This window comes from Vibrio sp. FE10, from assembly GCF_030297155.1.
GTDB lineage: Bacteria > Pseudomonadota > Gammaproteobacteria > Enterobacterales > Vibrionaceae > Vibrio > Vibrio apostichopi.
The window spans coordinates 458,670-471,027 of the sequence record NZ_AP028067.1 but is presented as its reverse complement, the minus strand read 5'-3'; the positions used below and the strand labels follow the sequence as shown (position 1 = coordinate 471,027).

General features: G+C 45.4%; 9 protein-coding genes. 1 reads left to right on the top strand and 8 read right to left on the bottom strand.

Annotated elements, in window-relative coordinates:
- The 5 genes from parE to nudF all read right to left on the bottom strand — a co-directional run bounded on the left by parE (position 1) and on the right by nudF (position 4,685).
- Positions 1-1,881 (bottom strand): DNA topoisomerase IV subunit B, encoded by a 1,881-nt coding sequence (gene parE, locus QUF19_RS02165; RefSeq protein WP_286295558.1) that lies wholly within the window; start codon positions 1,879-1,881, stop codon positions 1-3.
- 239 nt (positions 1,882-2,120) lie between these two features.
- The gene (gene yqiA, locus QUF19_RS02160) at positions 2,121-2,726 is read right to left on the bottom strand and encodes an esterase YqiA (protein WP_286295557.1); all 606 of its coding nucleotides are present in this window, start codon (positions 2,724-2,726) and stop codon (positions 2,121-2,123) included.
- A complete protein-coding gene (cpdA, locus tag QUF19_RS02155) occupies positions 2,726-3,550 on the bottom strand; it encodes a 3',5'-cyclic-AMP phosphodiesterase (RefSeq protein ID WP_017106836.1) in 825 nt (274 codons plus the stop codon). Before cpdA ends, yqiA begins: the two co-directional genes overlap by 1 nt.
- Positions 3,551-3,610: 60 nt before the next feature.
- Positions 3,611-4,051, bottom strand: a complete 441-nt coding sequence (locus tag QUF19_RS02150) for a DUF1249 family protein (protein WP_076670661.1) — start codon at positions 4,049-4,051, stop codon at positions 3,611-3,613.
- Between the two features lie 4 nt (positions 4,052-4,055).
- The gene (gene nudF, locus QUF19_RS02145) at positions 4,056-4,685 is read right to left on the bottom strand and encodes an ADP-ribose diphosphatase (protein ID WP_286295556.1); all 630 of its coding nucleotides are present in this window, start codon (positions 4,683-4,685) and stop codon (positions 4,056-4,058) included.
- Positions 4,686-4,912: 227 nt separating this feature from the next.
- Here nudF and tolC point away from each other — a divergent pair, with 227 nt between their 5' ends.
- Positions 4,913-6,256, top strand: coding sequence for an outer membrane channel protein TolC (gene tolC, locus QUF19_RS02140; RefSeq protein WP_102434652.1), 1,344 nt, complete (start codon positions 4,913-4,915; stop codon positions 6,254-6,256).
- A gap of 167 nt (positions 6,257-6,423) precedes the next feature.
- Here the strand turns inward: tolC and hldE are convergent, their stop codons facing one another.
- From hldE to QUF19_RS02125, 3 genes are all read right to left on the bottom strand, one after another.
- On the bottom strand, positions 6,424-7,854 hold the full coding sequence (gene hldE / locus QUF19_RS02135) for a bifunctional D-glycero-beta-D-manno-heptose-7-phosphate kinase/D-glycero-beta-D-manno-heptose 1-phosphate adenylyltransferase HldE (protein WP_286295555.1): 1,431 nt from the start codon (positions 7,852-7,854) through the stop codon (positions 6,424-6,426).
- A 122-nt stretch (positions 7,855-7,976) separates the two neighbouring features.
- Positions 7,977-10,826: a bifunctional [glutamate--ammonia ligase]-adenylyl-L-tyrosine phosphorylase/[glutamate--ammonia-ligase] adenylyltransferase gene (glnE, locus tag QUF19_RS02130; protein ID WP_286295554.1), complete on the bottom strand. Its 2,850-nt coding sequence runs from the start codon at positions 10,824-10,826 to the stop codon at positions 7,977-7,979.
- A gap of 221 nt (positions 10,827-11,047) precedes the next feature.
- Complete coding sequence (locus QUF19_RS02125) at positions 11,048-12,304, bottom strand: methyl-accepting chemotaxis protein (RefSeq protein WP_102327053.1); 1,257 nt, start codon at positions 12,302-12,304, stop codon at positions 11,048-11,050.
- Positions 12,305-12,358: the final 54 nt, after the last annotated feature.

Sequence of the window (12,358 nt, the reverse complement as noted above, 5' to 3'; positions counted from 1 at the left end):
TTATACCTCGGCCATATCACCGTTAGTCTGTAGCCATGAACGGCGATCATCTGCACGTTTCTTACCAAGCAGCATGTCCATCATCTCGTTGGTCGCGTCGTTGTCATCAATAGTCAACTGAACAAGGCGACGAGTGTTTGGATCCATCGTGGTTTCACGTAACTGAAGTGGGTTCATTTCACCCAGACCTTTGAATCGTTGTACGTTGATCTTGGCTTTTTTCTGCGATAGTCGCTCAAGTACACCATCTTTCTCTGCGTCATCGAGTGCGTAGAACACTTCCTTACCACAATCGATACGATACAGAGGAGGCATTGCCACATAGATATGACCCGCTTCTACCAATGCATGGAAGTGGCGAGTAAACAGTGCACACAACAGCGTCGCGATATGAAGACCATCCGAGTCCGCATCGGCAAGGATACAGATCTTACCGTAACGTAAACCCGACAAATCATCGTTATCAGGGTCGATACCCAGAGCAACCGAAATATCATGGACTTCTTGTGAAGCTAGAACTTGGTCTGCCGACACTTCCCATGTGTTGAGAATTTTACCGCGCAGCGGCATTACCGCTTGGAATTCACGATCACGCGCTTGTTTAGCAGAACCGCCCGCCGAGTCCCCTTCCACGAAGAAGATTTCGGTGCGGCTTAAGTCTTGAACTGAACAGTCGGTTAGCTTACCCGGCAGTGCTGGACCTGAAGCGATTTTCTTACGTACAACCTTTTTGCTTGCTCGCATACGACGATGGGCGTTAGCAATACACGCTTCTGCAAGTAATTCTGCTAGCTGAGGCTTTTCATTCAACCACAAGCTAAACGCATCTTTAACCACACCAGAAACAAACGCAGCGGTTTGACGAGAAGATAGACGTTCTTTCGTTTGACCAGCAAATTGTGGATCTTGCATCTTCACCGATAGAACGTAAGAACAACGGTCAAAGATGTCATCACCCGTTAGCTTAACGCCACGAGGCAGCAAGTTACGGAATTCACAGAACTCACGCATCGCATCAAGCAGACCTTGGCGAAGACCGTTTACGTGCGTACCCCCCTGTTTAGTTGGTACTAAGTTCACGTAACTCTCGGTGATCATATCACCGCCTTCTGGCTGCCAGATAATCGCCCAATTCGCCATTTCCGTTTCAGCAACGAACTCGCCAACGTAAGGCTCTTCAGGCAGTAAGGTGTAACCTTTCACGCCTTCAGCAAGGTAGTCTTTTAGGCCGTCTTCGTAGTACCACTTATGTTCTTCACCGCCAACCTTGTCGACAAAGGTGATTTCTAAACCTGGGCAAAGTACGGCTTTCGCGCGCAGGTTATTGATAAGACGTAAAACCGAAAATTTAGAGCTATCGAAGTATTTAGGGTCAGGCCAGAAGTGAACAGATGTACCGCTATTGCGATGGCCGCAAGTGCCAGTCACAGTCAGCTCAGTCACTGCATGACCACCTTCTAAGGCTATTTCATGTACCTGACCGTCACGGCGAACCGTCACTTCTACACGTTTAGACAGTGCGTTTACTACCGAGATACCAACCCCGTGCAAACCACCTGAAAACTTGTAGTTGTTGTTTGAGAATTTACCGCCTGAGTGGAGCTTAGTTAAAATCAGCTCAACACCCGAGATCCCTTTTTCAGGGTGAATATCAACCGGCATACCACGGCCGTCATCGGTAACTTCTAATGATTGGTCAGCATGAAGCACGACTTTAATTTTCTTAGCGTGTCCCGCTAATGCTTCATCGACCGAGTTATCAATGACTTCTTGGGCAAGGTGGTTCGGCCTTTCTGTCTCTGTATACATACCTGGGCGGTGTCGCACAGGATCGAGACCTTCAAGTACCTCGAGGTCTTTTGCATTATATTGTTCAGTCATAATACGGAGTTTACTCAAAAAGTTTGCGTCAGTTCGCGGGCTCTAGTTTCACTAAAGCAAAATTATTACTATGAACCTTCATAGTAGAGCGAACGAGCGAAGTATTGGGGAATATAGTCTGGAAGCTGAGTAATGATGTCAAGCTAGTTCAAAAACTAAGACATCAAACTATGATATTTCACCATTGATAGATGAAATAACAGGCAAACAAGAGAAAATCACTCTGTTGGTGAAACAGGTTAAAGGTTTAGAAAGGTGACAATTTGTTGTGGGTAGCGTTCAAAATCAACAAAGCTATGATCACCACCCTCTTCTACTGTTTGTGTTGCACCTTGGTACTTCTCTACCGCTTGTCGGTAATCCAGAACTTCGTCTTCCGTTTGCTGAAGTAACCAGAAGTCGCTCGGCTTAGCGAGAGTCGAAACTTCTAATGCCTTCAGTTCATCAATGTGTTTTGTTTCTAACACATATCGTTCATCTGTGTATGGGTTTACTTGCTCACCTAAATAATCAGCAAGAAGCTCATACGGCTTCACTGCTGGGTTTACCACCACCGCTTTGAAACCATAGTGACTATTCAGCCATGTTGAAAGATAGCCACCCAACGAGCTACCGACTAACGCGATTTGATATTGATCTTTATATTGCTCCACCAGCTGCTGCAAATGAAGTGCAGCTTGTTGAGGGAAGCTCGGCAGTTGCGGGGTAACGACTTTAATATCTGTACGGTGCTGAGCACAGTAATCCGCCATCACATTCGCTTTGTGAGAACGTGAAGAACTGTTAAAACCGTGAATATAGAGCAGCAGTGATGGCTTACCGGCTTGCTCATTAGAATCCGTCATTAGTATCCTCCTGCAGCAAAATCAGGCAGGAATTGCCCATGAGGTAAACGGCGAACTTCTGTAGTAACCGTGCCATCTTGGTGCAATTCAATCTCTCGCCAGCCTGGAGATAATGTATCAACAGCAAAGTCGTTCGAGTTTGGTTTGAATTGAACACAAGTCGATGGGGTTGCCATGACTTGTACACCATGATGATTGCGATTCATGTCTTGATGAACATGGCCACAAAGTACCGCTTTCACATTGGTGTGCTGTTGAACCACATCCCAAAACTGCTCAGCATCTTTCAGGTTGTGTTGGTCAAGCCATGCACTACCTACCAGTAAAGGGTGATGATGCAGAAGAACCAAGGTATTTCGCTCGGGGAACTCAGAGAGCTTCTGTTCCAGCAGATCAAGTTGTTGATCGCTTAAACGTCCATGCGGCACACCAACCACTTGAGAATCCAGCATGACCATCTGCCAGTTATCGCCTAGCAGAACATGATCAACACATTGAATTTGTGGCGATGGCAATACACTGCCCATATTAGGTTTGAAGTCGTGATTCCCTGGCAACCAGTAACATGGTTTTGCCAAAGGTTGAATGCCCGACTCAAACTTTTGGTACGATTCAGCACTGTGGTCCTGCGAAATATCGCCGGTAGCTAAGATCGCTTGATAGTCAAAGTTGTGGCTAACAATTCCATCGACTACAGCACGAAAGCTATCTTGTGTGTTGATGCTTAATAAGCTGCCATTGCTCGGTGCAAATAAATGCGTGTCCGTTAGCTGCACAAGCTTAATACTGCTCTCATCAAATTTTGAAGTGTGTGATAATTCCAAAATAACAAATCCAGATACGTTACTGTTTAGACTTTAAAAGTGTTCTTTAAATCGGCTCAATTAAAAAGGAATTGGCGAGCGGCTGATACCAGTTTTTAAACAAAACGTTAACCATTCCCCAAGAAATTTATTCAATTGAAATTTCTCATCCTTTTGCAGAAGCTTAGTGTTGGGATAGTCATATTTCGCTTTGACACGTGAAAAATCCCCGCTAGCGCACACTTCTGCAACTCGAGCGTCGTGATATAGCCTGACAGACATTTTTGGCAAAGGAAACACTGGCATCGCGTCACTCTGACATATATCTATTAATGTGGTGTATTTTGTGACCTCATTCACTGTCAATTGATACACCATATTAACGGCTTGGTAACAGCGAACGTCACCAACCTCATGCCCAACCGGTAACAAAGCGTTAAGTTTGGCATAATTGGTTTCGTAAACTCGCATCAATTCAGCAAGATCAACATGATACGGTTTTTTGACCGCTATATTTGGCATAACGTTAATCTATCCACTCTGACTGTAATTCTTGGTAGTTCAATTGTAGCCACTGCAGCGCAATGATCGTGGCCCCATTTTCAAACACACCCTCTTTTACTAACTGATAAGCCGCCTCGCGACTCATCACTTGCACGCGAATATCTTCACCTTCGTAATCCAATCCGTGTACACCTTTTGCTGTCGTGGCATCAACGCAACCAACAAAGACATCAAGCCTTTCTGAACAGCCTCCAGATGAAGGGTAATACGAAGTAATCGGTAATACAGATCCGACTTCGACTCCGGCTTCTTCCATTGCCTCGCGACGAGCGACATCTTGTGGGGATTCATCGGTATCAATGATCCCAGCAACAATTTCGTACTGCCATGGGTTCTGATGCTCTAAAGCGCCAACACGGATCTGCTCCACGATCACAACTTCATCACGGATAGGATCGTAAGGTAACAAAGCGGCGGCATGACCACGCTCAAACATCTCGCGTTCTATTGGTTGGCTCCAGCCTCCCTCAAACAACCTATGCTTGAATGTGTATTTAACCATTTTGAAAAAACCACGAAACAGCGTCTCTTTTGAGACTATTTCCACATCTTGCGGAGTAAACTCATGTCGTTGATTGTCATACTGTTGCATTTGGTACCTCACTAAGTGATCTTTACAGTTTACTCATTGTCCGAGTTAACTACCAAGGATTAGGTTCAACTTTTTATATAAATTTTATAATTAAAGTTAAGTTTTAAAAAATAAATATTGCACAAGTGGACAGTTAAATGTAAAAAAGTGCAAAGTTTCGAGTAAATTACCACCAAATTGGGTTAAACTCTTTTAAAGAAAATTCCATTAAAGGCAGGAATAGGAAAATGAAAAAACTGCTTCCACTATTTATCAGTGCAGCAATTGGCAGCCTGAGTTCGTCAGCTTTTGCTGATACGCTAGCTGAAGTTTACGACCAAGCAAAACAGAACGATCCACAACTTCTTCGTTCAGCAGCGCAGCGCGATGCCGCTTTTGAAGCAGTAACGTCAAGCCGTAGCTCTTTGTTACCGCAAATCAATCTAAACGCGAACTACGATATTAATCGTGGTGAACGTGATTACGATTCAACGGGCAACTCAAATATTGACAACAATAATTGGGGTGTTGGTGTTGGCTTCACACAAGAGCTTTACCAACGTTCTTCTTGGATCACGCTAGATACAGCTGAGAAAACTGCTCGTCAATCTGATTCAGCGTACGCGGCAGAGCAACAAGCTTTGATCCTTCGTGTTGCGACAGCATACTTCGAAGTATTACGAGCTCAGGATAACCTAGAGTTTGTTCGTGCAGAAAAAGCCGCAGTTGCTCGTCAACTAGAGCAAACAAAGCAGCGCTTTGAAGTAGGTCTTTCAGCGATCACCGATGTACATGATGCACAAGCTCAGTACGATGGTGTTTTGGCTGACGAAGTTTTAGCAGAGAACACTCTGATTAATAACTACGAAGGTCTACGTGAGATTACAGGTCAGGAACACTCTAACCTAAGCATCCTAGATACTGATCGTTTCTCAGCAAGCAAATCTTCAGAATCAGCTGCAGCACTCGTTGAACAAGCACAAGAGAAAAACCTGAGTCTATTGGCATCGCGTATTTCTCAAGACATCGCTAAAGACAACATATCTCTAGCAAGCTCTGGTCATCTACCTAGTCTAACATTAGATGGTAGCTACGCATTTGCAGGTCAAACTGATACCGCTAATACTCCAACAGGAAATGGCGACTACGACCAAGATAACCTAAACATTGGTTTGAACTTAGTTGTTCCTCTATACACCGGTGGTAGCACAACTTCTTTGACTAAACAGGCTGAATACAACTACGTTGCAGCAAGTGAAGATCTAGAAGCAACTTACCGTAGCGTTGTAAAAGACGTACGTGCATTCAACAACAACATCACAGCTTCGATTGGTGCTCTACGCGCTTACGAACAATCTGTGGTTTCAGCTCAGTCTGCTCTAGAAGCAACAGAAGCTGGTTTTGATGTGGGTACTCGTACTATCGTTGACGTACTAGATTCGACTCGTCGTCTATACGATGCGAACAAAAACCTTTCAGATGCTCGTTACAACTACATCCTAAGTGTGCTTCAGCTTCGTCAAGCGGTTGGTACACTAAGCGAACAAGACATCGTTGATGTAAACGCAGGTCTAAAAGTAGCAAGCAAGTAATTATGAAATCCTAATTAAAGACTCTAACCAGAGTCTTTAATAAAGTGATTAGATTACAGTTACAAAAATGCCGCTCATTGAGCGGCATTTTTATTATCTATCAAAAGCTAGATTTATAGTCTGACTATAAGCTTGAAGCTAAAGGTTTGAGGCTAGAAGGTTAAGGATTAACCTCGACCACCTTTAATCGCTTTGATGATTTCAGTCGTAGAGCAACCATCTTCAAAGTTAAGCACTTTAACTTCGCCACCAGCCGCAATCACTTCCGCACCGCCAGCAATATCTTCAGGTTTGTAATCACCACCTTTGACCAAAATGCTTGGCAATACTTCAGAAATCAAACGTTGAGGCGTATCTTCAGAAAACGGAACAACCCAATCAACCGCACCTAAGCCAGCCAATACCGCCATACGACGATCGGTTGGGTTCACAGGTCGACCAGGGCCTTTCAAACGTTTCACTGAGTCATCCGTATTAACGGCAACGATCAAACGATCGCCTAACTCAGCCGCGTGGTTCATGTAAGAAACATGACCAGCATGAAGAATATCAAAGCAGCCATTGGTCATAACCACTTTCTCGCCTTTTGCACGAGCTCGCTTAACCGCTTCAACTAGTGCAGCTTCAGAGATCACACCGTAGTCAGTATCTTGGCTACCATGAATAGCTTCCGCTAGCTCAATCGTAGATAACGTTGACGTACCTAGCTTACCAACAACGACACCAGCCGCAGCATTCGCTAGTGCACACGCCTCATCCAATGGCTTACCAGCTGCAACAGACGCAGCCAGTACTGAGATAACCGTATCGCCAGCACCAGTAACGTCATAGACTTCTTTGGCTTGAGTCGGCAGGTGGAATGGTTCCAAACCTTTACGCAGCAGCGTCATACCATGTTCGCTACGAGTAACAAGTAACGCTTCAAAATCGAACTCTTCAATTAACGCGAGTCCTTTTTCGATCATTTCTTCTTCAGTCTTAACCTTGCCAGCGACCAACTCAAATTCCGCCATATTAGGCGTTAGTAATGTCGCACCACGGTATCGTTCAAAATCAGCACCTTTTGGATCGATAAAGACCGGAACATTGGCCGCACGCGCTTTTTGGATAAAGCTCTGGACGTGCTCAAGTGCACCTTTCGCATAATCAGATAGGATGACCGAACTTACATTAGGAAGCGCTTGCTCCATGCGAGACAAAACAAGTTCTGGATCTGTGTTCTCAAATCGGTCTTCAAAATCAAGACGGATCAACTGTTGACCTCGGCTCATCACTCGTAGTTTGGTGATGGTTGGGTAATCTTCTAGTTCAACAAAATCACACTTAACTTTTAGTGCACCTAAGGTGTTTTTTAACACCTCTGCAGGCTCATCTTTTCCAGTCAAACCAACGATATGAGCATGGCCACCAAGAGAAGCAATGTTCATCGCTACGTTGGCTGCACCACCAGGACGCTCTTCGTTATTTTCTACTTTTACAACGGGTACAGGTGCTTCTGGTGAAATACGGCCTGTTGGGCCATACCAGTAACGGTCAAGCATTACGTCACCGACAACAAGAACGCCTGATTGGCTGTAGTCAGGTAGAATTGGTTTCATTGTGGATCTCCAAAAATCGAATCTGGCTAGAGTCTAGCACACTGATTACAGAGGCTAAACCATAGAAAAATTAGCAAACGCTTACCGAAATAGACACGGTGTCATGCAAGCAATAACTAGGGTTAAACTTCCATCCATTGCTTCCATGCTTGAACAACATGTTGTCTTTCTATTTCAAACTTATCAATCGCCACGTCTGCATCTAGATTGAGTAAGTTTCGGTGATGAATTTCATCACGCAGCGTCGTATACGCATTGGTTAATACAACGCCTTGTTGCTCATCCATAATCCCTTGCGACAACAAGCTTTCAAAGATTCGCACATTGTCACACCAACGGGTGAGCTTAGGTTTTTCGTTGCTGTATCTCAACACTAAGTATTGAGCTAAGAACTCGATATCAGTAATACCACCCGCATCCTGTTTAAGCATAAATCGGTCAGCTTTTTTTCCACCTAAATGCCCACGCATCTTCTCACGCATATCCACAACAGACTTTTTAAGCGTCGTCTCATCACGCGGTAAGCACAATACCTCATGGCGCGTTTTGTTAAACGCAGACGCCAGTAGCTCATCGCCATAAATCATACGAGCGCGAGTCAGAGCTTGATGCTCCCATGTCCAAGCGTCTTGGTGCTGATACTCATCAAACGCATCTGTAGGACTTACCAAAAGGCCCGATGCACCCGAAGGGCGTAAACGTGTATCAACCTCATACAAAATTCCGGAAGCGGTTCTTGTTGAGAAAATATGGATGATGCGCTGTGCCAATCTTAGGTAAAACTGGCGTCCATCAATCTCTTTCTTACCATCAGTATAGATGTGTACCGGACAGTCGTGCATGAAGACAATATCAAGGTCTGAGTTATAACCGAGCTCCCAACCACCGACCTTGCCATAGCCGACAACCGCAAAACCGCGCCCTTCTCGGTCTTTCACATGAGTGGGCTCACCGAACTTAGCTGACACTTGTAGCCACGCTTGGTTAACACCTGCCTCAACAATCGCTTCCGCTAAATAGGTAAGGTGATCACTGACCTTCATGACAGGTAAAGCGCCCGCAATATCCGCAGCAGCAATTCTCAGAATACAAGTCTGCTTAAACTGACGCAGACCTTCCATCTGCTGCTCCATATCGTCTTCAGGAATACGAGCAAGATAATCACGCAATTCTGTTTTGTACGACTCTAATGGCACAGGGTTATAGAGTTGCTGAGGGTCGATAAGTTCATCTAAAAGAATAGGATAACGACCAAGCTGCTCCGAGATCATCGGGCTCGCAGTACATAAACGAACGAGCTGAGTCAAAGCTGCAGGATGTTCATCGAGCAACTCTAGATACGTGGTTCGAGTGACGATCTTTTGCAGCAGATGCAACACTCGAGATAAACCAAACTCGGCATCTTTGGCGGTATACAAGGCTTGGAATACTTTAGGCATCAAACGGTTGAGAACTTCGCGTCCACGAGGGCCAAGTGTTTTCTTTGCGAGGTCAGCTTTGAACTGAATGATCGTTTTAGCCGCTTGAGGTGGGCTAGCTACCGCTATGTCATGTTCTAATACATGCTCAATCACATCCGGCTTATGAGCCATATCCCACAACTCACTAAAGTGACTCGCAATTGGATTGGCGTCTTCTTCTTCGACCCCAATCAAGTCTTCAAATACGGTGTGTACATTCGCCATATGCGCACAGGTTGCGTCAATCAAACCATCCCAATCAGCAAATTGCATCGCTATCGCTAGCTGTAATTGCTCTTGCTCGTTGTCAGGCAGGGTCTGGGTCTGCTTATCGCCCATCGCTTGCAACAAATTTTCAAGTCGGCGTAAAAACAGATAGGCATTACGTAAGTGACCCACCTCTTTGGCTTCTAGTAAACTGAGAGCTTCAATCGCACTTAGCGTTTCAAGTAGACCTCGTCCACGAAGGCTTGGCTCACGGCCGCCTCTAATCAGCTGAAAGACTTGAGCAATAAACTCCACTTCGCGGATGCCACCAGAACCCAGTTTGATGTTGTTCGATAAGCCACGACGACGAACCTCGCTGCCAATCATCGACTTCATGCGTCTTAACGATTGAATGGCACTGAAGTCGATATAACGACGAAACACAAATGGGCGTAGCATCTGACGAAGTTCTTGGTACTGAGGATACATTTCACAGCCCATGACTCGCGCCTTAACCATCGCGTAGCGCTCCCAGTCACGACCTTGCTCTTGGTAATAGTCTTCCAGCGCAGCATAGCTCATCACCAATGGGCCGCTCTCACCGAATGGACGCAGGCGCATGTCGACGCGATAACAGAACCCATCAAAGGTTTGCTGATCGAGCGCCTTAATAATGCGTTGCCCTAGGCGAGTGAAAAACTGCGCGTTTGCAATACTGCGTCTAGCGCCTTGCGTCTCGCCATTTTCAGGATAGGTAAAAATCAGGTCGATATCAGAAGAAAAATTGAGCTCACCGCCACCTAGCTTGCCCATGCCAATAATCAGCATCGGCTGCGCTTCACCTTGTTCATTGCAAGGAGTGCCCCACTCTTTACAGCAAATGTCATATTGCCATTGGTAGGTCTCGAAGATCATCGCCTCTGCCAACATCGATAAATGGCTTAAGCTTTGTTCTAGTTGCCAAGAGCCCATAAAGTCACGCCAAGCAATATAGGTCATTTCTCGGTTGCGGAATTGGCGCAACACTCGTTGGCCACTCATTTCATCAGCACAACCAGAAAGAAGCTCTGCTAATCGCTCGCGATACCCTTGAGCACGTTCATCGCACTTAAGCATGTCTGGTAAAGCGCTCGCTAAAACCGAATCGCGCTGCAGGCATTCACCAATGAAACCACTCAAACCTAATACATACTTAAGATCGTCAACAAGTGGTTCCGGCCACGCATTAATAGCTTCACTTTGGTGTTCTAGTAAATGCTCAAAAGCAGACTGCGAATGAGTGACGAGTTGAGGAGGCAATGGCATGTTTCTTCCTTGTGTAAGCTGTGCGCTGAACAATCGGTTTATCGGCTCAGTTCTTCAATAACGAGTTTTCATAACTAAAGGTAAGTTATACTAAATTACGCCAATAAAAAACGCCCACATTAGCAATGTGGGCGTTTTATCGATTAACTTATCTGGTCGAGCTTATATCTGAGAAAAGCCTCTGAGAATAAGCTTTACGGATAAAGACCAAACGCTAAGGATTAAACCTTAAACTGCTTAATCTTACCGTCGAGTTCTTGTGCGTTACTTTCCATAAGCTGAGAAGTCTCAAGAAGTTCGCCGACTACCACAACAGACGCTTCCACAAGCTCACGAACATTGGTCAGGTTGACGCTCATCTCTTCAGCCACACTGCTCTGTTGACCCGCAGCTGTTGCGATCTGGAAATTCATGTCATTGATTTGGTTTACTTGGCTTACGATACCGTCAAGTTCAGAGCCGGCGTTAGTCACCAGATCCACACCTTCAGCCGCTTCCACAACACTCTTTTCCATCAGCTCTACCGCAGAATTGGCACTGCTTTGTAGGTGGCTGATCATGTCCTGAATTTCTACTGTCGCTTGTTGGGTACGCTGTGCAAGGTTACGAACCTCATCAGCAACCACAGCAAAACCGCGACCCGCTTCACCCGCACGCGCCGCTTCAATCGCTGCGTTTAATGCCAGTAAGTTGGTTTGTTCTGAAATGCCTTGGATAGTGCCAACAACGCTACCAATTGAGTCAACACGCTCTTCGACTTGGTTTACCGCTGCAGCAGAGGCTGCGATGTCTGAAGAAAGTTCACTCATCTTAGAGACTGAACCCTGAACGAACTTCTGACCCGTCAACGCTTGGCCTGATGCTTGTTCAGTCAATGAAGAAGCACTTTGTGCATGCTCAGCTACAGTTTGTACAGTCGAAGTCATCTCGCTCATAGCTGTCGCTAACTGATCGATCTCATTGAACTCTTCTTGAGCCGAGTCTTTGGTTTCTGACATGCTGATTGTCATCACTTCCGTCAGAGCAAACAGCTCATCAGAAGACGCGATTTGAGCTTTAACCATGTCGTGCAGCTGAACTCGTGTTTTCTCAAGTTCACGAGCCACATCGCCGTATTCATCTTTACAATCCATATGAATTGGCACTGACAGGTTCTTATCTGCCATGGTTTTGATTGCATCATTTAGGTATTGAGTTTGGCGCAACATAACGCGCGCCGCGGCTAATAGAAGAACCACAAACACAATGATCATCAAGGCTGTTTGCCAAGCCACTTGAACTAGATAAGTCTCGTAATGCTGCTGTGCAACTTGAGCATTGTTCGTTACTGCAAGCAATGAATCGTAAAACGTGCTCGCGTCCCATAGCTGCTTCGAAATGATCAAGATAGTGCTGAATATCATCAGCATGACCATTTTTGGAACGAGACGAACGTCAGAGATTACCCTTTCCCACGGCTTGAATGACAGTTTAGTCATTGTCAGTTCTCCATTAACTCTTATATATTGATGGCTTCTATATCCGCGAGATGG

Coding starts and splice junctions, on each gene's coding strand:
- parE (WP_286295558.1), bottom strand. CDS start 1,881: ATGACTGAACAATATAATGCAAAAGACCTCGAGGTACTTGAAGGTCTC.
- hldE (WP_286295555.1), bottom strand. CDS start 7,854: ATGAAACCAATTCTACCTGACTACAGCCAATCAGGCGTTCTTGTTGTC.
- yqiA (WP_286295557.1), bottom strand. CDS start 2,726: ATGACGGATTCTAATGAGCAAGCCGGTAAGCCATCACTGCTGCTCTAT.
- QUF19_RS02150 (WP_076670661.1), bottom strand. CDS start 4,051: ATGCCAAATATAGCGGTCAAAAAACCGTATCATGTTGATCTTGCTGAA.
- QUF19_RS02125 (WP_102327053.1), bottom strand. CDS start 12,304: ATGACTAAACTGTCATTCAAGCCGTGGGAAAGGGTAATCTCTGACGTT.
- tolC (WP_102434652.1), top strand. CDS start 4,913: ATGAAAAAACTGCTTCCACTATTTATCAGTGCAGCAATTGGCAGCCTG.
- nudF (WP_286295556.1), bottom strand. CDS start 4,685: ATGCAACAGTATGACAATCAACGACATGAGTTTACTCCGCAAGATGTG.
- glnE (WP_286295554.1), bottom strand. CDS start 10,826: ATGCCATTGCCTCCTCAACTCGTCACTCATTCGCAGTCTGCTTTTGAG.